Source organism: Bacillus sp. FSL W8-0645 (assembly GCF_038007905.1).
In the GTDB taxonomy this organism is placed as follows: Bacteria; Bacillota; Bacilli; order Bacillales; family Bacillaceae; genus Bacillus; species Bacillus pumilus.
Map to the genome: position 1 here is coordinate 3,465,382 of NZ_JBBOYC010000001.1, position 26,435 is coordinate 3,491,816.

General features: G+C 41.2%; 26 protein-coding genes. 2 read left to right on the forward strand and 24 right to left on the reverse strand.

Going from position 1 to position 26,435, the window contains the following annotated elements; genetic code table 11:
- Positions 1-210 precede the first annotated feature (210 nt).
- On the forward strand, positions 211-759 hold the full coding sequence (gene racA / locus NST39_RS17985; protein WP_341029633.1) for a chromosome-anchoring protein RacA: 549 nt from the start codon (positions 211-213) through the stop codon (positions 757-759).
- A 35-nt stretch (positions 760-794) separates the two neighbouring features.
- Here the strand turns inward: racA and NST39_RS17990 are convergent, their stop codons facing one another.
- The 10 genes from NST39_RS17990 to NST39_RS18035 form a co-directional block, all read right to left on the reverse strand.
- A complete protein-coding gene (locus NST39_RS17990) occupies positions 795-1,751 on the reverse strand; it encodes an AEC family transporter (protein WP_341029634.1) in 957 nt (318 codons plus the stop codon).
- Between the two features lie 88 nt (positions 1,752-1,839).
- Positions 1,840-3,540 carry an oxaloacetate-decarboxylating malate dehydrogenase gene (malS, locus tag NST39_RS17995; protein WP_065097855.1) on the reverse strand — a complete coding sequence of 567 codons (1,701 nt, stop codon included), beginning with the start codon at positions 3,538-3,540 and terminating at the stop codon, positions 1,840-1,842.
- A gap of 279 nt (positions 3,541-3,819) precedes the next feature.
- Positions 3,820-4,422: a thymidine kinase gene (locus NST39_RS18000; protein ID WP_044140163.1), complete on the reverse strand. Its 603-nt coding sequence runs from the start codon at positions 4,420-4,422 to the stop codon at positions 3,820-3,822.
- 87 nt (positions 4,423-4,509) lie between these two features.
- Positions 4,510-4,710 carry a 50S ribosomal protein L31 gene (rpmE, locus tag NST39_RS18005; protein ID WP_003215407.1) on the reverse strand — a complete coding sequence of 67 codons (201 nt, stop codon included), beginning with the start codon at positions 4,708-4,710 and terminating at the stop codon, positions 4,510-4,512.
- 130 nt (positions 4,711-4,840) lie between these two features.
- Positions 4,841-6,124 carry a transcription termination factor Rho gene (gene rho, locus NST39_RS18010; RefSeq protein ID WP_044140164.1) on the reverse strand — a complete coding sequence of 428 codons (1,284 nt, stop codon included), beginning with the start codon at positions 6,122-6,124 and terminating at the stop codon, positions 4,841-4,843.
- A gap of 364 nt (positions 6,125-6,488) precedes the next feature.
- A complete protein-coding gene (gene glpX / locus NST39_RS18015) occupies positions 6,489-7,454 on the reverse strand; it encodes a class II fructose-bisphosphatase (protein WP_065097854.1) in 966 nt (321 codons plus the stop codon).
- A 32-nt stretch (positions 7,455-7,486) separates the two neighbouring features.
- Positions 7,487-8,776 carry a UDP-N-acetylglucosamine 1-carboxyvinyltransferase gene (locus tag NST39_RS18020; RefSeq protein ID WP_341029639.1) on the reverse strand — a complete coding sequence of 430 codons (1,290 nt, stop codon included), beginning with the start codon at positions 8,774-8,776 and terminating at the stop codon, positions 7,487-7,489.
- 247 nt (positions 8,777-9,023) lie between these two features.
- Entirely contained in the window at positions 9,024-9,662 is a 639-nt protein-coding gene (fsa, locus tag NST39_RS18025) for a fructose-6-phosphate aldolase (protein WP_003215343.1), read from the reverse strand.
- A 112-nt stretch (positions 9,663-9,774) separates the two neighbouring features.
- Positions 9,775-10,632 (reverse strand): class II fructose-bisphosphate aldolase, encoded by an 858-nt coding sequence (locus NST39_RS18030; protein WP_003214879.1) that lies wholly within the window; start codon positions 10,630-10,632, stop codon positions 9,775-9,777.
- A gap of 178 nt (positions 10,633-10,810) precedes the next feature.
- Positions 10,811-11,185, reverse strand: coding sequence for a response regulator (locus tag NST39_RS18035; protein ID WP_003214681.1), 375 nt, complete (start codon positions 11,183-11,185; stop codon positions 10,811-10,813).
- Between the two features lie 180 nt (positions 11,186-11,365).
- Here NST39_RS18035 and NST39_RS18040 point away from each other — a divergent pair, with 180 nt between their 5' ends.
- The gene (locus tag NST39_RS18040; RefSeq protein ID WP_341029641.1) at positions 11,366-11,896 is read left to right on the forward strand and encodes a DUF2529 domain-containing protein; all 531 of its coding nucleotides are present in this window, start codon (positions 11,366-11,368) and stop codon (positions 11,894-11,896) included.
- Positions 11,897-11,938: 42 nt separating this feature from the next.
- Here the strand turns inward: NST39_RS18040 and pyrG are convergent, their stop codons facing one another.
- From pyrG to NST39_RS18110, 14 genes are all read right to left on the reverse strand, one after another.
- Positions 11,939-13,546: a glutamine hydrolyzing CTP synthase gene (gene pyrG, locus NST39_RS18045; RefSeq protein WP_341029643.1), complete on the reverse strand. Its 1,608-nt coding sequence runs from the start codon at positions 13,544-13,546 to the stop codon at positions 11,939-11,941.
- A gap of 238 nt (positions 13,547-13,784) precedes the next feature.
- Positions 13,785-14,324 (reverse strand): DNA-directed RNA polymerase subunit delta, encoded by a 540-nt coding sequence (rpoE, locus tag NST39_RS18050; RefSeq protein ID WP_341029645.1) that lies wholly within the window; start codon positions 14,322-14,324, stop codon positions 13,785-13,787.
- 491 nt (positions 14,325-14,815) lie between these two features.
- Positions 14,816-15,319: a hypothetical protein gene (locus NST39_RS18055; RefSeq protein ID WP_106066998.1), complete on the reverse strand. Its 504-nt coding sequence runs from the start codon at positions 15,317-15,319 to the stop codon at positions 14,816-14,818.
- Entirely contained in the window at positions 15,298-15,912 is a 615-nt protein-coding gene (locus tag NST39_RS18060; protein WP_106066997.1) for an ATP-binding cassette domain-containing protein, read from the reverse strand. Before NST39_RS18060 ends, NST39_RS18055 begins: the two co-directional genes overlap by 22 nt.
- A gap of 30 nt (positions 15,913-15,942) precedes the next feature.
- The gene (locus tag NST39_RS18065; RefSeq protein ID WP_065097851.1) at positions 15,943-16,473 is read right to left on the reverse strand and encodes a stage II sporulation protein M; all 531 of its coding nucleotides are present in this window, start codon (positions 16,471-16,473) and stop codon (positions 15,943-15,945) included.
- 13 nt (positions 16,474-16,486) lie between these two features.
- Positions 16,487-16,933, reverse strand: a complete 447-nt coding sequence (locus NST39_RS18070; RefSeq protein WP_238153554.1) for a hypothetical protein — start codon at positions 16,931-16,933, stop codon at positions 16,487-16,489.
- A gap of 695 nt (positions 16,934-17,628) precedes the next feature.
- On the reverse strand, positions 17,629-17,808 hold the full coding sequence (locus tag NST39_RS18075; protein ID WP_126741250.1) for a hypothetical protein: 180 nt from the start codon (positions 17,806-17,808) through the stop codon (positions 17,629-17,631).
- A gap of 158 nt (positions 17,809-17,966) precedes the next feature.
- On the reverse strand, positions 17,967-18,257 hold the full coding sequence (locus tag NST39_RS18080) for an uberolysin/carnocyclin family circular bacteriocin (protein ID WP_003214902.1): 291 nt from the start codon (positions 18,255-18,257) through the stop codon (positions 17,967-17,969).
- A gap of 1,072 nt (positions 18,258-19,329) precedes the next feature.
- Entirely contained in the window at positions 19,330-19,521 is a 192-nt protein-coding gene (locus NST39_RS18085) for a hypothetical protein (RefSeq protein WP_106066081.1), read from the reverse strand.
- 346 nt (positions 19,522-19,867) lie between these two features.
- Positions 19,868-21,010 (reverse strand): acyl-CoA dehydrogenase, encoded by a 1,143-nt coding sequence (locus tag NST39_RS18090; RefSeq protein ID WP_106066080.1) that lies wholly within the window; start codon positions 21,008-21,010, stop codon positions 19,868-19,870.
- 16 nt (positions 21,011-21,026) lie between these two features.
- Positions 21,027-22,139 (reverse strand): acyl-CoA dehydrogenase family protein, encoded by a 1,113-nt coding sequence (locus tag NST39_RS18095; protein WP_341029649.1) that lies wholly within the window; start codon positions 22,137-22,139, stop codon positions 21,027-21,029.
- An 11-nt stretch (positions 22,140-22,150) separates the two neighbouring features.
- Positions 22,151-23,014: a 3-hydroxybutyryl-CoA dehydrogenase gene (locus tag NST39_RS18100; RefSeq protein WP_044140176.1), complete on the reverse strand. Its 864-nt coding sequence runs from the start codon at positions 23,012-23,014 to the stop codon at positions 22,151-22,153.
- A 19-nt stretch (positions 23,015-23,033) separates the two neighbouring features.
- Positions 23,034-24,209, reverse strand: coding sequence for an acetyl-CoA C-acetyltransferase (locus NST39_RS18105; RefSeq protein WP_341029651.1), 1,176 nt, complete (start codon positions 24,207-24,209; stop codon positions 23,034-23,036).
- Between the two features lie 102 nt (positions 24,210-24,311).
- Positions 24,312-26,423: a heterodisulfide reductase-related iron-sulfur binding cluster gene (locus NST39_RS18110; protein ID WP_341029654.1), complete on the reverse strand. Its 2,112-nt coding sequence runs from the start codon at positions 26,421-26,423 to the stop codon at positions 24,312-24,314.
- Positions 26,424-26,435 lie beyond the last annotated feature (12 nt).

Here is a 26,435-nt window from a genome sequence, read left to right on the forward strand (position 1 = left end):
GTCTTCACCTCTGTTTTGTGCGTAACAGTCTAATTATAGTATAGCGGGGTATGACAGTCAAAAAAATTTCCAAAACAATTGATTTTCTGCAATTTTTCGCTAGAAAACACGATCTTTGGCGATTGGTTACTTGTTTTGTCTAACGTGAAGGAACAGTTCCTTCTTGAAGAGAATGGTACTTATAATTGAAAAAAAGGGAGGGCATTTGGTTTGAATACAAATGAGGTTGCAAAAAAAATTGGCGTTTCTTCAAAAACGATTCAGCGTTGGGTCAAACAGCTCAACATCCCTGTCGCCCGGAATGAACTTGGACATTATGAATTTCATGAAGATATTGTACAGCTTCTCAAAGAAGTCAAACACCAAATGAGTGAGGGTGTGATCCTTCAAGACATTCGATTGCCAATCCACGCGGAAACCGTTCAACAGTTATCGCCTGCTGCAGAAACTGATGCCTCCACAAAGCGGATTGAAGCATTAGAAAAGCAAGTGAATCAGCTCATTCAGCAGCAATTACACAGCACTGATGTAGAAAAACGACTGCAAGAACTCGAACGGAAACTGGCTAAAAAAGCAGATGAAGGTGTATCATATCAACTGCTCCAGCACCGTAGAGAAATTGAAGATCTCACCACTAAACTTGAGCGTCTTGCTGGGAGCTTGAAACAACCCTCTCAAATAGAAGAAAAAAAGGAAATCACGCACACTGACATCAAAAAAAAGCGTGCGCTCTTCCCTATGTTTCATTCATTTCGCTAAAAAGGCTGCCTCGTTAGGCAGCCTTTCTACTTTATTTATGAGGTAAGTGCAATAATGATCGGTAATGAAATTAATGACATGATTGCACTGATCACAAATGCGGATGCAGTTTCTGCTTCTTGTTTTTCAAATCGGGTTGCGATCATGGCTGCAACAGCTGAACCTGGGAAGGCAACAAGTAATACAGATTTTGTAATTTCATCAGCCGAAAGACCCATGAAAATGGCGATGAAATACATAAGCAATGGTTGTACAGCTACTTTTAGCAATGCGATACTGAATGCTGGTAGGCTTAATTTAATTTTACGGATACCAACAGTGACACCGACTGCAAATAGCGCAACCCCTGATGTAACACTTCCAATTTCCTCTAACATTTCATGTCCAATTGCAGGAAGTTTAAAACCTAAAAGAACAAGAATGATACTTGCTAGCGGTGCAAGTGCAAGCGGCTCTGATAAACCGTGCAAAATGGCTTTCGTCGTCATTTTAAGGAAACTTTCGCCGTCTTTGGCTTTTCCTTTTGTTTTTTCACCGACAGTTGACACAATAATCGCAATTGGATCAAGCATTGCATTTACAACTATTCCGGTAATTGCAATCGGAATTGCAACTTCTTGAGCCCCAAATAAACTGCCTAGGACTGGAATACCCATAAATGCAAAGGTCGGTTGAGCTGAGTTTAACGAGAAAATAGATGAATTTGTTAAATCGTATTTAAAAGCAAATTTCGTAACAAGAAGGATAATGATATAAAAACCAACGATTCCTAAAATCAATGCAACGAAAAATGGAATTTGACTATAGAATTTATCTTTTGGTGTTGACAGAATGCTGGCGATAAAGTGCGCTGGCAAAGCATACTTTGTCACAAGTGTACTTACACCTTTCGCAGATTTAGCGTCATAGCTACCGAAGTGTCCTGCGAACCAACCCAGCGCGATAACGAAAAAAATCGGTGCTAGGAGGATCAAAATATTTAAAAAGTCCACCTTACTCTTCCTCCTTAAATCCTTACAAGTTTCTATTTATTGCGGCATTGTTTAAATTACCCTAAACAATGCCGCGTTACACAATTTATTATGCTCTTACAATTTTTTTATATTCAGGAATCCACATTGCATCTTTCACAGCTTGTTCGATGTCGTCAGGCGTTCTTCTTGCGACACCATCTTTAATTGCTGCTTTTGCCACTTCAATGGCCACTTTGATCGAAACTTCTTGCAATTTATCAATGCTTGGAAGAAGACCAGCACCTGGTTTATCATGATCAACCATTTCAGCAATCGCATCCGCAGAAGCAACGAACATGCCTTTTGTGATGATTTTAGATTCCGTTACGATTGAGCCAAGACCAAGTCCAGGGAAAACGAACGCATTGTTTGATTGTCCAATTTCATGTTCAATTCCGTTATACTCAACGTTTTCGAACGGGCTTCCTGTTGCAATCAGTACACGGCCGTCTGTCCATTTAAACAGATCCTCTGGCACTGCCTCAGCAAGTGGTGTTGGGTTAGACATTGGCATGATCACTGGACGCTCTGTATGAGCTGCCATTTCTTTAATGATTTCTTCAGTGAATGCGCCGCCTTGACCTGATGTACCAATTAGAATCGTTGGCTTCACCCTGCGAACAGTTTCAGCAAATGAGATTTGCCCTTTTTCATCACGAGCCCAGCCTTCTACTTCATCAGAAGAACGAAGGTATGGTTTTTGGAAATCAAGCACTTCATCTTCAAATTGATCTGTTAACAACCCTCTGTAGTCTAATGTCCAGAATGCATTGTTTGCTTCTTCTTCAGTCAGACCTTCAAGTACCATTGTGTCACGCACTTGATCTGCGATTCCGATACCAGCTGATCCTGCTCCGAAAATCACAATACGGTGATCTTTCAATTGTGTACCAGTTTTCTTGACAGCTGCAAGTACACCCGCTAAAGTAATGGCACCAGTACCTTGAATATCATCATTGAACGTTAGGATGTTATCATTGTATTTTTTCATGATGTTACGCGCGTTTTTGTTTCCAAGGTCTTCCCAGTGAAGTAATGCTTTCGGGAAGAATTTAAGCGCTGCTTTTACATATGCATCAATGAATTCATCGTATTTTTCACCTTGTACACGTTTGTGATGGTTTCCGATGTATAATGGATCATTCAATAATTTTTCATTGTTTGTTCCAACATCTAATACGACTGGAATCACGCGGCTTGGATCAATACCTGCAGCAGCCGTGTAAACAGCTAATTTACCAATTGCGATGTTGATACCACCGACACCCCAGTCACCAATTCCAAGAATGCTCTCAGAGTCAGTTGCTACGATAAGGTCGATATCTCCTGCTGTGGCATGTAAGTTTTCAAATGCTTTCTCAATGCCGTCAATGTTGTTGATTGAAAGATAGACACCATGAGGTCTTCTGTATTCATGGCTGTATTCTTGAATCGCTTCTCCAACAGTTGGTGTGTACACAACAGGAAGCATTTCACGAAGCTTGTCTGATATAAGCTTATAGAACAATACTTCGTTACGGTTTTGCAAATCACTTAAGTATACGTTTTGACGAAGACGATCTGGCTGTGCTAGAAATTGCTTGTACGCTCTCTCCGCTTGTTGTTCTAAAGTGAGAACAGTTGGAGGAAGTAAGCCTTCTAGTCCAAGCTCTTGTCTTTCTTCTTCAGAGAAAGCAACGCCTTTGTTCAACGTTGGAATCGATAATACATCTTTACCTGTCAAAGTGGTTTCGAGGTACCCTTCTTTTGTTTTCTTCACGTTGTTCATCAAGAACTACCCTCTTTCTAAAATATAAATAAAGTGAACTATTAATTTAAAGAACGATTAAGGAGAATAATCCTTAATCAAAAAAATTATGACAAGAAATCGAACTTTTCGTTAAAATGCTTTACACTACAGTTAGTCATTTTATGCCTGCTTATACTAAAACGCAAGCGTTGAAAATTAGATAATTTTTTCGTAGCGTTATTTAATTTATTTAAGTACAAATGATGGGTGTTCAGCCAAAATCTCGAAAAACGAAACACAGCGGCATTTGCTATTTTTTTAATTGTCAAGTGTTGTACCAACGTCAAGTCTTGATACTTCATGGTGATGTCTGCATCGTGCTTCGTATGATTCCTGCGCACCTACTAAAATAATGGGATCATCATAGGATGCGGGTTTACCGTCGATCAAGCGTTGTGTTCTACTCGCTGGGGAGCCGCATACCGAACAAACTGCTTGAAGTTTTGTTACAAGCTCTGCACATGCCATTAAATGCGGAACAACACCAAATGGCTCTCCTCTGAAGTCTTGATCAAGGCCTGCAACAATGACTCGGTAACCTTTATCAGCCAATTGAGTGACAATGTCAATGATTGTCTCATCAAAAAATTGCACCTCATCTATGCCAATGACATCGGTTCTTTCTGATATGTGCGTTATTATGTCTTTTGGTGAGGCTACTGCAATCCCATCGACCGATGAACCGTTATGTGAAACAACTGAGCTTGTACTATACCGGTTATCAATCGCTGGTTTGAATATTTTTACTTCTTGTTTGGCAAAGGTGGCCCTTTTGGCTCTCCGAATCAATTCTTCCGACTTTCCAGAAAACATACTTCCGCAGATGACTTCAAGCCAACCGCTTTGTTTCATCACATACATAAGGTCTTCTCCCCCGTTTTAAAGTTCCATCAATCCACGTAAAAAAACAGGCAAGAACGGATTCCTGCCTGTTTATTGTATCTATTATTACTTAAGACCGTATTTTTTGTTAAAGCGGTCAACACGTCCATCAGCAGAAGCGAATTTTTGACGGCCTGTATAGAAAGGATGGCATTCAGAGCAAATCTCGATGCGTACCTCTTCTTTTACTGATCCAGTTTCAAACTCATTTCCACAAGCGCATTTGACTGTAGCTTTTTTGTAGTTAGGATGAATTCCTGTTTTCATCTACTGTCATCTCCTTCCGCCCTGAATCCAATTCGGAAACAGAGTTAATATCTCAGAATAAATTCTGAAACGCACATGATGAAATTATAACAGTGTGAGTCTATGATTGCAAATGTATTTTTTCAACAAACTATCTTCTTGATGCAGACATGTTCGCTTGTTTCCATTCTTGCGTTAAAATATCAAAAAACTCTTGGTTTGTCTTTGTTTTTCTCATTTTGCGCATGAATTTCTCAGCAAAGTCAGGTGTATCTGACATCGATTTTCTCATCGCCCATAAACGATCAAGATGCTCTTTTGGTACAAGCAGTTCTTCTTTTCTCGTACCAGAACGACGAATGTCGATCGCTGGGAAAATTCTTCTTTCTGCAAGAGAGCGGTCCAAATGAAGCTCCATGTTCCCCGTCCCCTTAAATTCCTCATAAATCACATCATCCATACGTGATCCCGTATCAACAAGCGCAGTGGCTAAAATCGTCAAGCTTCCGCCTTCTTCAATGTTACGCGCAGCACCAAAGAAGCGTTTTGGACGGTGGAAAGCCGCTGGATCAATACCGCCGGAAAGCGTTCGGCCGCTTGGCGGGATGACAAGGTTGTATGCACGAGCAAGCCTTGTGATGCTGTCCATTAAGATGATGACATCTTTCTTATGTTCAACAAGACGCATCGCACGCTCTAATACAAGCTCTGCTACTTTAATGTGGTTTTCCGGTACTTCGTCAAAGGTTGAACTAACAACATCCCCTGCAACAGAACGTTCGATATCTGTTACTTCCTCCGGGCGTTCGTCTATCAAAAGGACAATCAGCTCTGACTCTGGGTGATTTTCAGAAACGCTGTTGGCAATTTCTTTGAGCAAAATGGTTTTCCCAGCCTTAGGCGGTGCAACAATTAAACCACGCTGCCCAAACCCAACTGGCGCCATCATATCCATAATTCTAGTAGACAGGTGATTAGGCTGTGTTTCAAGAATCATTTGACGATCAGGGAATAGCGGCGTGAGTGCAGGAAAGTGAACACGTTCCTTAGCTGATTCTGGGTCGTCCCCATTTACCGCTTCGACATGAAGGAGGCCATAGTAGCGTTCATTCTCTTTTGGAGGTCGTACCTTTCCAGACACCTTATCTCCGTTTCGCAAATCAAAGCGTCTGATTTGTGAAGCTGAAATATAAATGTCTTCAGAACTTGGGGAGTAGTTAATTGGTCTTAAGAAACCAAAACCCTCAGACTGAATAATTTCAAGAACCCCTTCCATAAATAAGAGATCCTCTTGCTCAGCGTTCGCCTTTAAGATGGCAAAAATTAATTCTTTTTTTGTTAGTTTGCTGTAATAAGAGATTTTGTACTTTTTTGCTAACTCATACAGCTCTTTTAATTTCATATTTTCCAAAGATGAAATCGAAACATCTTTCAATATGGACACCACACTTTTCTAGTCAATGTATTTCATTACAAATGCATGACCATTGTATTTGATTAGCTTTTAATTCCGTTTTTGTTGGAATGACCTCGCTCTCATGGTAACGCTCCCACTCGTTTTATCGTAAAGATAGGAACAATGTGAACTCGAGCTTTGTCAACATAGAGAAGGATAATGAGTATATCGTCATGATGCGGCAGTATTTAAACTTGTTGAAGCTTAAAAGAAGTAAATTCGCAGAAAATTTCGCAGCACTCTTTAGTTTTACCTCATTTGCAGAGAATATTCAACTTTAAAAAGAAAATGATATACATTTGACACCTATATGAAAAGCGGGTAATGAATACCCGCTTTCAGATTACGGACGAATGACAAGATTCGGTTTTTTCTTTAAGCTATGTCTGCCGTCTACGAAACGAACTGTACCTGATTTCGCACGCATAACAACACTATGTGTTGTTCCAACAGAGCCTTTGAATTGAACACCTTTTAATAGCTCACCGTCTGTTACACCAGTCGCTGCAAAAATGGCGTCGTCGCCTTTCACGAGGTCTTCCATTCTTAGGACTTTGCCAACATCCAGCCCCATTTTCACACAGCGTCTCAGTTCTTCTTCACTTTGAGGAAGAAGCTTTCCGTGGATTTCACCACCAAGTGCCTTTAACGCAACAGCAGAAAGGACACCTTCTGGCGCTCCGCCTGAACCAAATAGAATATCAACACCTGTATGATCAAATGCTGTATTAATGGCTCCTGCAACGTCACCATCATCGATCAGTTTGATTCTTGCTCCTGCTTCTCTCAGTTCAGCAATGATTTTCTCATGTCGATCTCTGTTTAAAATCGTTGCAACCACATCTTCAATATCTTTGTTTTTTGCTTTTGCTACAGCGCGAAGATTGTCAATGACAGGCGCTTCAATGTCGATGCAACCTACCGCTTCTGGACCTACTGCGATCTTATCCATGTACATATCAGGTGCATTCAGCAAGTTGCCATGATCTGCAACTGCAATAACAGCTAAGGCATTCCAGCCGCCACTTGCCACAATATTTGTTCCTTCTAATGGATCAACAGCTACATCCACGCGAGGTCCGTATCCGTTCCCAAGCTTTTCCCCAATATAAAGCATTGGTGCTTCGTCCATTTCCCCCTCGCCAATGACCACTGTTCCTTTCATCGGAATGGTATCAAATACATCACGCATTGCACTTGTTGCAGCATCATCCGCTTCGTCTTTTAATCCTCTTCCCATCCAACGAGCAGATTTTAATGCGGCTGCTTCTGTCACCCGTACTAGTTCCATCGATAAACTTCTTTCCATTTTTGTCCAAATCTCCTCTCACAGTCAAAGCCTTATGAATTTTGAAGTTCTTCTATTTCTTGGTCACTCAGCTTTTCACGCCAGATGGTTGCACCCAAGCCTTCAAGCTTCTTCTCAAGCAAACTATATCCTCTGTCTATATGTTCAAGCCCTGTGATTTCGGTCACACCGTCTGCCATTAGCCCTGCAACGACGAGACAAGCACCTGCACGCAGGTCACTTGCTTTCACCTTTGCTCCTTGAAGCTGCGTTTGTCCAGTGATAATGGCAGATCTTCCTTCGACCTTCATGTTTGCCCCCATTCGGCGTAATTCGTCAATGTGCTTAAAGCGGGCTGAGTAGATCGTATCTGTGACCACACTCGTGCCTTTCGCCTTTGTTAACAGCGCCGTCATCGGCTGCTGAAGGTCCGTCGGAAAGCCCGGATACACAAGGGTTTTAATATCGACAGGCTTGAGTCCTTCGTTTCTGCCAACGATCAGCATCTGATCGTTGCTTGTTTCAATGGTGAACCCCATCTCTCTAAGTTTCGCCGTAATTGATTCTAAATGAGTTGGGATCACATTATCAAGTACAACTTCATCTCCCATCGCAGCACCAGCAATTAAAAATGTGCCTGCTTCTATACGGTCAGGGATGATGGAATGCTTACAGCCATGAAGAAATTCTACACCTTCGATTCGAATCACATCAGTACCCGCACCTTTGATTTTGGCTCCCATGCTTGCAAGCAGTGTAGCTACATCAATAATTTCGGGTTCTTTTGCGGCATTTTCAATCACCGTTTTCCCTTCAGCCAGTACGGCTGCCAGCATGATATTGATGGTCGCACCTACACTGACCACATCAAGGTAAATACGGGCTCCGACTAATTTTTCAGCGCGCAAATAAATGGCACCCTGCTCGTTTGTCACCTCGGCTCCGAGTGCTTCAAAGCCTTTAATATGCTGATCGATCGGCCTAGGTCCTAAGTGGCACCCTCCTGGCAGCCCAATGACAGCCTGCTTGAATCTTCCCAGCATAGCGCCCATTAAATAATAAGACGCACGCAGTTTCTTCACTTTCCCATTAGGAAGCGGCATACTGATCATGGAAGCAGGATTGACGACCATTTCACCTTTTTCAAATGTGACCTTTCCGCCAATCTCTTCTAACAGATCTCGTAATGTGTCAATATCTGAAATATGCGGAAGGCCCTCAATCGTTACTGGAGAATCAGCGAGAATCGTGGCAGGAATCAGTGCCACTGCACTATTTTTCGCACCACTAATGTGTACGGTCCCGCGCAAGGGGTCACCGCCGGCAATGTTTAACTTTTCCATATTTGTCTCCCTTCTTAAAGAAGATCACTGTTGGAGTTATACTGTTTGTGGATGTCGCGCTTTAAAAGGTCTTGTCCAAAATTTAGCCAATATCAAGAGAAAGAATACAGGTTAAACGAAATTTGTCGGAAGAAAAATAATCGAAGCTTTGCGAGGCTGTGATGTTCTCTTCTTTGCACAAAACATTTCTTAGCGTTTTTAAGGAAAACTGCGGCAAGCAGGAGACAATCCCGCCTGCCACAATCACTTATTTATTCCAGTCAGCTAAAAATTGCTCAATGCCCGCATCCGTTAATGGGTGTTTCGTCAGCTGCTTGATGACTTTCAGCGGCATTGTGCCGATATGAGCACCTCTAAGTGCAGCTTCTGTCACGTGCTGCGGATGACGAATGGATGCAGCAATGATTTGTGTATCTAAGCCATGAACATCAAAAATGGTTTTCACTTCACTGATGAGATCGAGACCATTTTGGCCAATGTCATCTAAGCGGCCGAGGAATGGAGAGACATACGTCGCACCAGCTCTAGCTGCAAGAAGTGCCTGGTTTGCACTAAAAATCAAAGTGACGTTTGTTTTAATTCCAAGGTCTGTTAACGCTTTGACAGCTTTAAGACCATCTGTTGTCATTGGGATTTTAACCGTGATATTTGGTGCAATGGCAGCAAGCTCTTTTCCTTCTTCAATCATTTCTTCTGCTTTGAGGGAAATGACTTCCGCACTGACAGAACCTGATACCACGTCAGTGATTTCGCGAAGACGGTCGTGGAATGATACGTCCTTTTCTTTCGCTACTAAACTAGGGTTTGTTGTGACGCCTGCTAAAATGCCAAGCTCGTGCGCCTCTTTGATGTCTGCGATATTCGCTGTATCTACGAAAAATAACATAACCGTGCCACTCTCCTATCAATAAATTGTCTGAAATGTAAATTTTGATTGCGCTTTCTCAAGATATGGAGAAAACCGCCTGTGACTCAGGCGGCTTTCGGTTCTCATCAAATTATGCTTGGTTAGAAGAACCAAATTCACGCATTTTGCCGATAACAGTCGCTTTAATTGCGTCACGAGCTGGTCCAAGATATTTACGTGGATCATACTCTTCTGTTTTTGCAGCAAGTGTTTCGCGTACTGCTTTCGCAGAAGCAATTTGGTTTTCAGTGTTTACATTGATTTTTGCTGTACCAAGTGAAATTGAGCGCTTGATGTCAGCTGTTGGGATACCTGTTCCGCCATGAAGAACAAGTGGAAGACCTGTCATTTTACCAATTTCTTCCATTTCAGTGAAGCCAAGGTTTGGTTCACCTTTGTATGGACCATGTACTGAACCTAATGCAGGTGCAAGGCAGTCAATACCAGTGCGTTCTACAAGCTCTTGGCACTCTTTTGGATCAGCATAAATAACGCCCTCAGCGATGACGTCGTCTTCTTGTCCGCCAACAGTTCCAAGCTCAGCTTCTACAGATACACCGTGGAAATGTGCAAGCTCAACTACTTTCGCAGTTGTTGCTACGTTCTCATCGAATGGATGGTGAGAAGCGTCGATCATGACAGAAGTAAATCCTGCATGGATCGCTTTTGCACAAGATTCAAAGCTTGAACCGTGATCTAAATGAATTGCAACAGGAACTGTTACATTATATTCTTCGATTAACGCTTTAACCATTGCGACAACTGTTTTGAAGCCGCCCATGTAGCGTCCTGCTCCTTCAGATACTCCTAAGATAACTGGAGATTTCTCTTCTTCAGCAGCTTGTAAAATCGCTTGCGTGAATTCTAAATTATTTAAGTTAAACTGTCCAACAGCGTAACCTTTTTCCTTTGCGTCTTTCAACATTTCTGTCATTGAAACTAAAGGCATGATGAAAAATCCTCCCTATGTAGCTAATTTGCTTACTAAAAAAAGCTCTCCACCCTAGCATGACCAGAATTTCTCGCCATATGTAAACTTTCAAAGTCAGATCGCTTTCTTCTTCTTATCTAGGATACCAATTATTCGACAAATCGGCAACAGAATGACTCGATTCAATCATTTCCAACTACCCATTTGTTTCGAGCGGCAAGTATTCTTTGACAGCATCTCTGATCTCATCAATATCAAAAGGTTTTGCAAAGTGCGTCAAAGCACCGAGTTCTTTGGATTCTTGGATCATGTCTAATTCGCCATAGGCTGTCATAATGATGACGCGGATGTCTTCATCAATTAATTTCATGCGTTTTAAAATTTCAATTCCATCCATTCCGGGAATCTTCATATCAAGCAGCACAAGGTTTGGTCTATGATTTTTCACAATATCTAACGCCTGAAGTCCATTGGCTGCTTGGAAGGTTTGATAACCTTCTTTATGAAACACTTCATTCAATAATATTCTAATACCATATTGATCATCGACAATTAAAATTTTCTCATTCATCTGTTACACCCCATTGCTTTCATTTTTCGCCATAAAAAGAGCTGTTGTTAAATAATTCTGTTTGATTTTCACATTTCCTTTATTTATAATAGTTTACTTTACGACATTTTCTGAGCATTTTTCCTAATATTCTCTTTATATTCTATTATAAAATGATCTGACCGAAGGAGGAAATCAGTCTTGTTAAAAATTTTCACGACCCAGTTATCAGGTATTTTTTCACGTATTGGAGAAAAGCAGGCTGAAGCGATCGAGGATGGTGCACGCCTTCTTACACAAGCCGTTGTCAGTGGACATGCTGTTTATTTTCACGGGAAGAATGAACTGGCTGCTGTAGCCCTAGAGGCAACTGAAAGCAAGGAGCCATTTCCAGGTGCGAAAGTGCTGCCGCTTGATCAAACGGAGCGCAGCTTGCTTCATCCAAGCGATAGAGTGCTGCTATTTTATTCAGACCCAGAAGACGAAGAGATTCAATCTCTTGTAAAAGAGCTTCACGCGCAAGGGACGCCGGTTGTCGGTGTCGGGCCGGCACAAAAGGAGTCGTCCATGATTGAAGAGCATTGTGATGTCCATATTGATTTTCAGCTCAAGAAACCGCTTGTGCCTGCTGATGACGGAACAAGGTTCGGTTATCCTGCTTTAATGACATGCTTATACGTCTACCACGCTCTATCGTTTACTGTGAAAGAAATCGTTGAAGAATATGAATAAAAAACTGCCGAGAAGATGATATTCTCGGCAGTCTTTTTTGTTTTATTTTGATTCAGATGCTTGCAGTGAAGCACCAACGAAATCTCTAAATAATGGCTGAGGTCTTGTCGGTCTTGAGACGAATTCTGGATGGAACTGAGAAGCAAGGAACCAAGGATGATCCTTCAGCTCGATAATTTCAACAAGACGTCCGTCTGGGCTTGTACCAGAGAAGACAAATCCTGCAGATTCCATTTGCTGTCTGAATTCATTATTAAACTCATAGCGATGGCGGTGGCGTTCGTAGACCACTTCATCATTGTATGCAGCAAATGCTTTGGAGTCTTCATCTAATTTACATGGATACAGACCAAGACGAAGTGTTCCACCTAGATCATCTACATCCTTCTGTTCTGGAAGAAGGTCAATGATTGGGAATGCTGTTTCAGGATCAATTTCCGCTGAATGAGCTCCCTCAAGGCCTAGTACGTTTCGTGCATATTCGATTGACGCAACTTGCATTCCTAAGCAAATTCCAAAGAAAGGCACTTTGTTTTCACGGGCATATTGTGTAGCAATGATTTTCCCTTCCACTCCGCGGTCTCCGAAGCCTCCAGGAACGATGATGCCGTCGACATCTTGCGCGAAATCAGCCATATTTTCTTCTGTCACTTCTTCTGCATTGATCCATTTGATTTGAACGTCTGAATCAAATGCATAACCAGCATGGCGAAGTGATTCAACGACAGAAATGTAGGCATCTTGCAGTTCAACATATTTTCCTACTAGACCAATTGTGACTTGTTTTGAGAGGTTTTGCACTTTATCGACTAGCGCTGTCCACTCCGTCATGTCTGCATCTTGACAGTCAAGTTTCATATGTTCACATACAAGCTTGTCTAGTCCTTGTTTTTGTAAATCAAGCGGAATAGAGTACAGCGTGTCTGCATCCTGACATTCGATAACAGCTTTTGTATCAATATCACAGAATAACGCAATTTTGTCCTTCATGTCTTGGGTCATTGGCATTTCAGTTCTAACCACAATAACGTTTGGCTGAATACCAAGGCTGCGAAGTTCTTTTACACTATGCTGTGTTGGTTTTGTTTTCAGTTCACCTGCTGCTCGGATGTAAGGAACAAGCGTACAATGAATGTACATCACGTTTTCACGGCCAATGTCACTCTTCATTTGACGAATCGCTTCAAGGAAAGGAAGGGATTCGATGTCTCCTACTGTTCCTCCGATTTCTGTAATGACCACATCTGCACCTGTTTCTTTTCCGGCACGGTACACGCGGTCTTTGATTTCATTTGTAATATGGGGAATAACCTGTACAGTTCCGCCTAGATAGTCGCCGCGACGCTCTTTCTTCAGAACAGTAGAGTAGATTTTACCAGTTGTAACGTTGCTGTACTTATTTAAGTTAATATCAATGAAGCGCTCATAGTGACCTAAGTCAAGGTCTGTTTCAGCACCGTCATCTGTGACGAAGACCTCACCGTGCTGATATGGACTCATCGTCCCTGGGTCTACGTTGATATATGGATCGAATTTTTGAATGGTGACATCCATCCCTCTATTTTTCAGAAGGCGGCCTAACGAGGCAGCCGTGATCCCTTTTCCAAGTGAGGAAACAACTCCTCCTGTTACAAAAATATACTTTGTCATTTCGTATGCTCCTCTCTTTTTTACCCTTGCATGACTAGACATGCACAGCTTCATCCTTTTTAGAGTGTATCCCTAAATCTCTTGAAAAATAAGAAAGCTCCCTTTCAAATAAATGAAAGGGAGCGTAAATGAACGTATCTTTACGTACTCTTTTTAGAGAGCCCAAAATACATACTACATAGTTCGCTCTCGAAAGTCAAGACGGTTTTATCCTGTTTTGAGGACCGGTTTGTGAGGGTTATTTCTCTTCCTTATTATCGTCTAAATCGTCTTCGTCAATTTCTGTTAAACCATCATCATCTTCGTCATCGTCTTCGTCGAAGTCTTCTATATCTTCCTCGATTTCCTCATCATCGTCTAGGTCGAGATCATCGTCGTCTTCAACAAGATCAAGTTCTTCTTCAAGCTCTTCGATTTCCTCTTCCTCTTCAATTTCACCGAAGTCTTCTTCAACGACAGCTGCTTTTGTTTTTTTCTTTTTCGCTTTTGTTTTCACAGCTGGCTGAACTTCTTCTTCGATTTGATCAACTGGATACCAGCTGCGAAGTCCCCATCTCTGATCACCTAACGAAATAAAGCGGCCATCTATATTTAAGTCTGTATAAAATTGAGCAAGGCGATCATCAAGATCAGATTTTTGTATTCCTTGTAAACGGACCATTTCATCTATTAACTCGGAAAACGTAATCGGTGTTTTGCTGTCTCTGAAAATTTCATAAGCAAGTTCAACTAAAGACATGTGCTTGAGCTGCTCCTGTGAGTATTCTTTCAAACTCAAGGTCAGACACTCCCTTTCTATTACATGTATGTATCCATTTATCAGTGAAATAATAAGTGTTTATCCCTTATTTTTACGACAAACCATACCTCTCATTATAAACAAATTAGGGGAGTTTATGCCACCTTTAATCATGTTAATTTTTGATTTTTTCTCAAGGGGAGCAACTAATGGTTCATCATTTAGGTGAAATGGGTCTAGCTTTTGTGTCCGGCCTGCATTTTGTAAACCGTTTTATTCATTCCAAACGAAAAAATGGGAACAATCAGAAGCAGCAATGGTGAATGAATAAATTTTGGCTATCATTCGAACGAAGTGATTGTCCATTTTTTATAAAGCGTATAAAAAGGTACACACCAACGGGTTCAGTTGACGTGTACCTATAATGAAAAAATTGTATAACACCTTTTTTCTCAAGTAACCTTGAATTCACTTTTATGCGAATACCGTTACTTCTTTTTCGCAAGAGTTCATGCTCTATTTATTATTCATTACAGTACAGCGACTATTTCTTTTCCTAAGGAAATGAAAGCATCTATAATAAATGGTGCCGCAAAGAGAATCGAAGCTTTCCAGTTCGCTTTTTTGTATTGAAAAAAGAACAAGATCAACACTGCTCCTATGAGTGCCGTGAAGAGGTACAGCCATAAGCTTTGTATTTGCAAGATCCCCATACATATTACATTAATAAACATAATGATAATCTTAGGAATTAGAGCATAAAACAAATGACCCTTAACCTCTGGAGCAAAGATGATTAATAGGAATTTTGCGATGAGATACTGAACTAATAGGCTGATGGTGGTTAGAATTGTTGTAATGACAACAATGAGATTCAGCATCGTTTCATAGGACATATCCTCTAACAAAGCTCTTAAATCATCTAGTTGCGAAATGTAGCCATTCAAGTCAATAGCAAAAGTAACGAAATAATAATTGGCCATAATAAAAATGACCAATGATATCAATGATGTTATTCTTGGACGTTGTTCCATAATAGCCTCCCATCCCCTATACTCACAATGCTTGAATGATCGTTTAAGCGTTTATTTACCATGCTATGGGAAACATATATGATGGTTGAAATTTTTTTAATAGAGAGATTCACTAGCCTCTCAGATAGCATCTCTATACTTTCTGAATCTAGAGATGACATGGTTTCATCAATTAGAATGGTTTCCCAATCTTTTACGAATAATAAAGATAATCCTACCTTCGCTTTCATACCCGTAGATGCTCTGCTATACGAACCATCTAGGTTACCATCGAAAAATTCATTCACTTTCCCCATTTGTTCTTCAGTCGGCACAATTTTAAACGTATTCCACAGAATCTCTAGGTTTTCTCTAATTGTAAATGGGTGAATACCAATAGGATCCACATTTAAATAAAGAGTCGATTCTTTGTTTGCCTCAATATTTCCAGAGTATCTCTTATCTAAACCAGCTATCATTTTAAGGAGAGTGCTTTTACCTGCACCATTTCTCCCCACTAAATGAAAGAGACCTGTTGGAATTGAAAAATTCACTTTATCTAGTATGGTATTGTTTTTGAACTTCTTCGTACATTCTACAAATTCTAATCCCACTTGAATCCCCTTCTCTGTCGTATAGAGTCTTCAATAAAACCATCTATGATTGATCATGATAGAAAATAATAAAGAATCATACCCTTCAATAAAAGCAGCTATTATTAGGATGACTAACGATAGTAGATAATAAGGAATCATTTTTTTCATGACACCTAAAGCAGCTTTAATTGATTTCGTATAAATTAGTGTGAAAAGCACATACTGGCTGATTCCTTGATAAAACAACATATTTGGAAATTCTAATAGCCCATGAGGAATTAGTTTACCTAAAGCTTCTTGTGCTCCTAGCGTTCTAAAACCCATCGTAATGACGAAGGACGAACCTCCAAAATCCATTATTTGAAATAACGGCGACAACAAGAAACCCAGTAAATACATCGCAAAGTTCGTTAAGTTATGTGTCAGGACTACAGACATAAATTCCTGGCCCGAAGTTGGTGGTGCGGCTTCAAATAAATCTTTGTTGACTATATTCCCTAGATAAATCCCTGTACCTATCAGCAATATACAGTAAATAGAGTAGTACCACAGAAAATACTTCAATCTTTTATGTATCATTTTCCTCCTCTTTTCATGAAGTAATCGTGAAAATAGTAATGCATATGAGTAATAAAATAGGCAAGGACAGCTTCAATAACTTATGTTCATAATCGTTGATTAATAGCTCTGTTTTTCTGAAATATACGACCCCAATAAAGATGATTAAAGGCAACGATAACGTATTTTTAAGAATGATTGAGATATCGGACGTGTTGATCATTACTCCGACTATTCCACACACACTGACAAAAATCAGTACAAGACATAGTAAATATATCGTACTGGATTTAAATCTCTCGTACGGACTAACAATCAAAGAGGATTGCAACGTCTCGATTCTTGCCCTATCAAGCACAATCTCTTCCTTTTTCGACCCTATTAAGATTTCTAAGATCGTAATAAAGTTAATATAGACTAAAATGAGCGCAGGCAAATTTTCTATTTTCGTTAAAAAGGATTGGACGAAATAAGTAAGCATTGATACTAAGGCACCTATTAAAATGATCAATATTTTATTACTAGTGATATATGACAAAAATAAATACAGAATATTTCCAGACCTATATTGCTTATTCGCACTTTTTAGGAAGGAAAGTCCAGTTGTCAAAGGTATTCTATGAGAATTACTTATGTAAATGTAAATAAGAAGAGACTGTACTATTTGCAGTATCATCACTGCTTCAAAAACGGACGTTATGATATACCAAAATTGCAACAAAAGGAGTATTCTGTTGATGATATTGAATAGACCTGACAATAATTGAGATGCAAAAGAAAGCATCACGACAATAAATGCTAGTATCATAATGAAATATTGATTTTCTACTAACAAAAAGGTTAAAGCAATGAAACAAGCCAAAAGTAATTGAACTGAATATCCTTTTTTAATTGTAAAGAATAAATGTTTCAACAACAATTGTTTAGAGACAAAGACCACGCCTGGCTGCTGTCTTCTATACGGTAATACACAACGATTAATATTAGCTGTAGCTACAATGTATATTGAAATAAAAACAAAGCTGTTTAGGTAAGTGCCGGGAATCTCACCCCGATAGAAAATCAACGCTACCATCACAATGAAAGAAAAAAGAATCATCCCAATATAATTAAGGTACCCCATTATACTTTGATCATATATTTTAAATAGTTTATTTGTTTTATGCATAAGTCATTTTAAAAAGCAGCAGCCTTGGCTTTTCCTTGTTTTTTAAGTACAAACAAAATAGCAGCAGCAGCCTCAGTACTAACACCTAGATTGGCTACTATCTTTGAACCATTTCCAACGACTAAAGATGCGACTGTATCTGCAAATAACAATAGTGAGAATGAGCCAAGATTTTTTGCTTTTATCATAAAATTTCCTCCTAATTAATGTTTTATTACAAGCCGGATGGGCATAAAACGTTAAATTAGTTTTTAAGTCCCTGTCTATTGAACGTTGTTTCATCTGATATCAATACACTTTTGAAAAAAAATCATCTCAATAAAGATTGAGATGATTTTTTTTTAGATTAAAAAGCAGCAGCTTTCGCTTTTCCTTCTTTTTTAAGAATAGCCAAGATAGCAGCAGCTACACCTGAACTAATTGTGCCTACGCCAGTGAAAACACCAACGATTGTAATGACAGTTGCTACTGAGGACCAAGTATCTAAGAAATTCACTACTGTTGCCGCAGTTGCAGTACTAACACCCAGATTTGCTGCAATCAAAGAACCATTACCAATCACTAAAGCTACTAATGTTACCGCAAGAAGTGACAGCGATAATAAAGCATAAAACTTAGAATCTGTTGCTTTCGTCATAATATGACCTCCTTCGATTATTTACTACTTCTTTAGTCTAGCAAGAAGTAAATTACATTTCAATATTTTTTTGGAAAATTTGTAATATTTATTTAATTAACGGTATTTGTAATCAGTTTTTATCAGGATTTACGTTCATTTTCCATTTTTACAGGGCACTTATGTAATAGCATAAAATGCTCTGATTCATTTAAATCTAGTCAGAATTTCTGATAAACACTATCAAAAAATCAATTCGTTTCAAACCTTCAATGCCTTCTTTTTAGAGACAAGTAAACTTTTATGATGAATTTTTTTAAGAGATGCTCGTTTCCTATAGTACTTTGATTATTACTGAGATATTCTTCAACACTCGGAGCTCACCTTCGTTAAAGACAGAGACCAAGTTCAAAAAATCACTGAAAGATCATGTTATAGATGTGGAAAAAGAGTTGATTTTATTTTGAATTCAAGAGAAATGATGAATGGAATGGGAAGTAAGTTATACACATTGACCCTAAGGAGAGAAGAACCGTATCCTGTATTAGGGAGCGATTCATTTTTGGAAATATATCAGTATCTTTATACATTTCAGTTCCTATCATAGCTTTTGAAAAATTGTAACATTTAGAAAATGTGATAAACATACTATTCTCTAAAACACAACATAAGTCCCTACAAATCGGAGTCGAAAAAGAAGAAAACGGATTAAATTACCTAGTTAAATTGAATCAATTTCCTCAATTCCAAAAGAAATCGAGACACTCATATTGAGTTGTCTCGACTTCGATTTGATATCAAAATAGATACCCATTATTCAAATCTTTGAACGTATGAATAAAAATAATGGCTGCTTTTTGCATGAATCGTCTGTATAGTCATTTCTGTATTTTCTTTAGATCCAGATATTCGGGCAAAAAAAGCATTGCTCCTTTATGTAGGCAGAATCATAACCATCACGTTAGAAATGAGGCTGAACCCTGACATTTCTGCAAAGTCTAAACACATTAGTGAATGAGATGAACTTGTTATCTAGTTCTCAAGCATTGAAATATGCGTTCATAACGATACACTTTTATCGTTTATTTTAAGGCTAGAGATTCTGAAGTAATGAGATGACTACTGCTATGGTCAATATGATGCCTGCAAGCATTAAAACAATTAATTTTCTACGGCTATTTTCTTTTTCATTGTGATCTTTCTTTGAAGACTTCGAAAGTTCTGCGGAAACCATGATCCATATCACCAAAGTCACAATTGCTATAATGGTAGTAGTTGTGGTCATAATAACCTCCCATATTTTTATTTTCTTAATTTTAACATAATGCTAATATAATATGGATCGATACTGGAAATCATCTTAAATTCAGGAAAACCTGACTATTACCTTGTATGTGGGTTATAGCTATATCATTCTTGAGGTCTAATTCTTTAGTAGGTATATTGCCAATTCACATGTACCAATACTCACTACTTCACCAGTTACAAATCACTCATACGTTAAAGCTGTTTCCTGTTGCCGACACTATCCTTTTACAATCCTAAAATAAAAAAACTTTGGATGATGCTAGTGATTAATGCTTCATGAACCAAAACAGACCACCTCACATCAGGTGGTCTTTGCTTTGTTTCTACATATCTAGCAGTTTGCGCGAGATGACTAGGCGCTGGATTTCCTGTGTGCCTTCATAAATTTGGGTGATTTTCGCATCACGCATGTATCGTTCGACTGGGTAATCCTTTGTATACCCGTAGCCGCCGAAGATTTGGACGGCTTCTGTTGTTACCTTCATGGCTGTATCTCCAGCAAAGAGCTTGGACATAGCTGATTCCTTTCCATACGGGAGCCCTTTCGTTTCGAGCCATGCTGCCTGATAAGTGAGCAGCCTAGATGCTTCAATTGCGGTTGCCATATCTGCGAGCTTAAAAGCAATTCCTTGATGCTGAATGATTGGTTTGCCGAATTGCTTTCGCTCCTTCGCATAATCGACTGCCGCATCAAGAGCGCCTTGTGCAATCCCAACAGCCTGAGCAGCAATACCGTTTCTTCCGCCATCGAGGGTCATCATCGCTATTTTAAAACCTTCTCCTTCTTGTCCGAGCCGGTTTCTTTCATGAATCCGGCAATCTTCAAATCGAATTTCGGTCGTTGGCGATGAGCGTATGCCCAGTTTGCTTTCCTTTTTGCCAACCGAGAAGCCCGGTGTCTCTTTTTCTACAATAAAGGCGGTCGTATTTCGAGATGTAGCTTCTTGGTCTGTCACAGCAAACACAATATAATAATCTGCAATGCCTCCATTTGTAATAAAGATTTTCGCACCGTTCAGGACGTATTCATTGCCTGCCTTTACTGCCGTTGTCTTCATTCCGCCGGCATCTGAACCCGAACCGCTCTCAGTGAGTGCATATGCCCCTACCTTCTGTCCTTCTGCAAGCGGCTTTAAATAGGTCTCTTTTTGTTCATCTGTTCCGAAAGTATAGATAGGCCACGAGGCGAGAGAGGTGTGGGCGGAGAGGGTGACGCCTGTAGAGGCGCACACTCTTGAAAGCTCCTCCACTGCGATGACGTAGGCTAAATAATCACTACCGATCCCGCCTACCTCTTCCGGCCAAGGAATGCCCGTTAAACCGAGCTCCGCCATTTGGCGAAAAATAGCTGGATCATACGTTTCTGTCTCGTCCCGCTCTGCTGCTGTTGGCTCTACTTCATTTTTCGCAAAATCCCTCACCATTTTTTGAATCATTTCATGTTCATCACTTAATTGAAACTGCATCATGAGCCACCTCGTTTCATATTAGCTGTTTACAAATGACCAGCTTTTGAATTTCACTTGTTCCTTCATAGATCTCACAAACTTTCGCATCACGAAAGTAACGTTCTGCTTGATAGCGATTCGTATAACCGTCCATGCCGAGTAAATGGATCGCTTCTGTACTGATCTCAACCGCCGTTTTTGACGCAAATAGCTTTGCCATGGATGCTTCCTTTGTCACCGGACGATTCGCCTCTTTATAAAAAGCCGCTTGATAGACTAATAGTTTGGCAGCTTCAAGCTTCGCTGCCAAATCACCCAGCCGAATGGTCGTTTCTAGACCTGCCGGGTGCTGCTTTAAATACGTCACTGCCTCAGTTAATGCGGCTTCAGCTATACCGAGGCTTTGAGCCGCGATACCGATTCTCCCCGCATTTAAACTAGACATGGCTATGTGAAAGCCCTCTCCTTCTGCACCGAGCAGCTGCTGTTTTTGAATTCGCACAGCATCAAAATGAAGCGTGACAGTTTTTGACCCGTGCAGTCCCATCTTTTTCTCATCTTTTCCGATCGTAAATCCTGGTGTATCTTTCTCGACAATGAATGCCGATATATTTTTTTTCGCAGAAGCAGGATCTGTCACGGCAAAGACAAGATACAGTTCTGCTTCCCCGCCGCTTGTGATAAACATTTTTGTACCATTTAACACATAATGGTCGCCCGCCCGCTCCGCCCTTAACTGAATATTGGAGGCATCTGAGCCTGCCTTCGGTTCAGTCAGGCAAAATGCTCCCAGTTTCTGCCCGGATGCAAGCAGCGGAACATAGGATTCTTTTTGCTCATTCGTTCCAAAAGCCAAAATAGGCATCGTCACAACAGATGTATGAACGGACACAATGACACCGATGGTCGCACTCACTTTGGATAATTCATGAATGGCGATGATATACGTTGTAAAATCTGCTCCTAAGCCTTGATACGAAGCTGGTATTGGAATCCCCAGAAAGCCTTGTCGTCCCATTTCTGCTAAAAGTGTTCTTGGGAACTGACCTTGTTCCATGGCTTCCACTTCAGGGAATACACACTGTCTTGCAAATTCTGCTGCCTGTTCTCTCCAGAGTCGCTGTTGATCCGTAAGCAAAACATCCATTTTGACTCCCCCTATGAGTGGTCGTGGTATGTGTAAAAACCTCTCTTTGTCTTTTTGCCCAGCCAGCCTGCATTCACGTATTTTTTCAAAAGAGGACAAGGTCGGTATTTGCTATCCCCAAGTCCCTCATGAAGGGTATTCATAATAAATAAACATGTATCTAGTCCGATGAAATCAGCGAGACGAAGCGGCCCCATTGGGTGATTCATTCCAAGCGTCATGACACCGTCAATACTTTCTGCATCTGCCACGCCTTCATAAAGGGTGTAAATGGCTTCATTGATCATTGGCATCAATATGCGGTTTGATACAAACCCTGGGAAGTCTTCCACTTCAATTGGGGTTTTGTTTAAATTCTTTGCTGTTTCACAAACGAGTTGATACGTGTCGTCACTCGTTTGCAGCGCTCGAATGACCTCAACGAGTTTCATGACAGGCACCGGATTCATAAAATGCATGCCAATCACTTGCTCCGGTCTCCCCGTAACAGCTGCTAATTCTGTGATCGACAAGGAGGATGTGTTTGTTGCAAATATCGTCTTCGCCTCTGCAAATTGATCGAGTGTTTCAAAGATTTGTTTTTTCACACTCATTTGTTCAGATACAGCTTCAATCACTAAATGAGCCTGCTGCACGTCCTTTAAATCTGTAGATACGGCAAGCCGCTGCGTAATATCTCGGACTGCCTGATGGGCTAGCTTTCCTTTTTCTGCTCGTTTCGTCAGTTGTTTGGTCATGGAGGAAATGGCTCGATGAATCTGCTTTTCAGATGCATCATGCAGCAGGACTGTGTAGCCAGACTGAGCAAAAACTTGGGCAATGCCTGATCCCATTTGACCAGCTCCAACGACCATGACGGTTTCTTCTGTACTCATGACGATGAACGCCTCCCTTTTAATCTACCTTTATCATGATGGCATCTCCTTGACCGCCTCCACTGCAAATCGCCGCAATGCCAATACCGCCGCCTCTTTGTTTTAATGCATGAATCAAGGTCAATATGATACGTGTTCCGCTTGCCCCAATGGGATGACCAAGCGCAACTGCACCACCGTTGATATTCATTTTCCGCCGGTCAAGCCCGGTTATTTTTTCACATGCCAGCGCCACAGCTGAGAAGGCCTCATTGATTTCAAATAGATCGATATTCTCTAGGCGCTTGCCTGTTTTCTGTAAAATTTTCTCGATAGCAAAGGCTGGTGTTTTCGGAAAATCCTTTGCCTCTACAGCTACCTGCGTATGACCAAGCACGATTGCCAATGGCTTGACGTCATGCTGCTTTGCATATGTGTCTTTCATTAAAAGAAGCGCACTTGCTCCATCATTGACACCTGGTGCATTTCCAGCGGTAATGGTACCCGTTTGATCAAAAACAGGCATGAGCTTTGATAGCCGTTCATATGACGTATCACGACGCGGGGATTCATCTTCTATCATCAGCCGCTCTCCCGTTTTCGTCTTGACGGTGACGGGAGAGATTTCATGCTGAAAAAAGCCGTTTTTCTGCGCTTCGATCGCTCGTTCATGACTTCTTAATGCCCAAAGGTCTTGCTCTTCCCGCGTGATACCGAGCTCCTTCGCAGCCATGCTCCCATACTCACCCATATGAACGCCTGTAAACGAACAGGTTAATCCATCTAAAATCATCGCATCTTGTACCGCACCATCTCCCATTTTGTAGCCCCATCGCGCTTTTTTTAGCAAATAAGGGGCGTGTGACATGGATTCCATACCGCCCGCTACGATGACCTCCGCATCTCCAGCTCGGATGATTTGATCTGCTGTGCTCACACTGCGCATTCCTGATGCACAGACTTTATTGATGGTTTGCGTCGGAACGGACCACGGAAGATCAGCATGTCTTGCTGCTTGCCTTGAAGGAAGCTGACCTTGTCCTCCCTGCAAAACACTTCCCATGATGACCTCATCCACATGATGTGAACCCGGCACTCTTTCCAGCGCAGCCTTGATTGCCACTCCGCCTAGTTCTGCGGCAGTCAATCCGCTGAAAGCACCGCCTAGTTTTCCAAATGGTGTTCTTGCTCCAGATACAATGACTGTCTTACTCATGTATGTCCCCTCCCTTTTGTTACCGCTTACATATTATCTAAACAGCAGATGTACAGCGCCATGTATAAGCCGATGAACATTCTATTCATCGGCCTGTTTTGCTTACGAAACCTGCTTTCCAGCCTCGCCAAACACTGATTTTTCAAGGAGCTCTGCGACATCAAATGTACCTACCTGCTCTTCTACTTCTTTCGCCTTCGTGCCATCTCCCAGCATCGTTAAGCAATAAGGACAACCTGAGCTGATGATGGACGGCTGCACCTGTAACGCCTGCTCCGTTCGGGCAGTATTAATCCGGGTACCCTTCTCTTCTTCCATCCACATTAAGCCCCCGCCTGCACCGCAGCACATACCCGTTTCACGATGACGTTCCATTTCTCTCAGCGTCACACCAGGGATGGCTTTTAAAATGTCTCTCGGCGGATCATACACTTCGTTATATCTGCCTAGGTAGCAAGAGTCGTGGAAGGTAATCACCTCGTTCACTTCATGTACAGGCGTTATTTTTCCTTCTTTCACTAGCTCTGCCAGTAATTCTGTATGATGGTACACTTCTGCCTTAAGCCCGAAGTCTGGATACTCATTTTTAAACAAATTGTAGGCGTGCGGATCAATCGTAACGATCTTTGTGACATCGTTTTTCTGAAATTCTTCAATGTTTTTTGCAGCAAGCTCTTGGAATAAAAATTCGTTTCCAAGCCTTCTTGGTGTATCGCCAGAGTTTTTCTCCTTATTGCCTAGGATGGCAAAGGAGACTCCTGCTTCGTTGAGAAGTTTTGCAAAGGCAAGCGCAATTTTTTGACTTCGATTGTCGTATGCCCCCATTGAACCAACCCAGAATAAATATTCGAAGGTTTGGTCTGCTTTTTTCAGCTCTTTTACTGTCGGCACGTGCACATCTTCTCTCAGTTCACGCCAATTTTCTCTTTCTTTCCGGTTCAATCCCCACGGGTTCCCTTGGCGCTCTATACTTGTCATAGCACGCTGTGCATCTGCATCCATTTTCCCTTCAGTCAGCACAAGATATCTACGCATATCAATAATTTTGTCGACGTGTTCATTCATGACAGGGCATTGGTCTTCACAGTTTCGGCACGTCGTACATGCCCAAATTTCTTCCTCTGTAATGACTTCACCAATAAGAGAAGGATGATACATCGAGCTAGCAGCCGATTCCTCTGCACCTGCTCCTCTCGCCTGAAGCGCCAGCTGATTTCCTGTTGTCTGCCTGAAGGCAAGCTGCGGAACCCAAGGCGTCTTTGATGTAATGGCGGCCCCTTTATTGGTTAAATGATCTCTTAGCCTTAAAATCAAATCCATTGGAGACAGCATTTTCCCTGTACCTGTTGCTGGGCACATATTTGTGCAGCGCCCGCATTCCACACAAGCGTAAAGGTCGATCAGCTGTGACTGACGGAAGTCTTCAATTTTTCCCACACCGAAGGTCTCTTGTGTCTCATCTTCAAAATCAATTTTTTGCAGCTTGCCTGGCGGGTCTAATCTGCTGGCAAATACGTTCACCGGTCCTGCAATGAGGTGAGCATGCTTTGACTGCGGGACGTACACTAAGAATGTCAGCAAAATCAGGAGATGCACCCACCATGCGACATAAAAAACGACCGTTGCCGCAAGAGGTGAAATACCGCCCAGCAAGAAAGCAACACTGGATGCGATTGGCTCCGTTGGTGATAAAGAGTGTCCATGCCAGATGATATTCATCCCGTTCCCAAGTAAAACGGTCAGCATCAAGCCGCCAATAAATAAAAGCACTAGACCGGATTTAAAGCCACGCTTTAAACGGACAAGCTTCTCCACATACCTTCTATGGAACGCCCAAACAACAGCTACTAAAATGAGAAGTGTGACCACCTCTTGGAAAAAGGTAAAGACACCGTAAAGCGGACCTAAAGGGAGTCCGCTGCCTGGAACGAGTCCCTTCATAATAAAATCAAGGGCTCCGAACTGTACAAGGATAAATCCGTAGAAAAACAGCACATGAATGATGCCGCTCTTCTTGTCCTTTAACAGCTTCTTTTGCCCAAATACATTGACCCAAACACGCTCTAAGCGTTTTTTCACGTCTTGTTGGAACTCTTCTTTTTTACCAAGACGAATGTACGCTGCTCGTGTTCGAATGAGATAAATAAACAAATACACAGCGTAAGCGGTCACCGCCGCAAATGCGATCATGTTCATGATTAAAAGGCTATTCATCTTGCTCCCCCT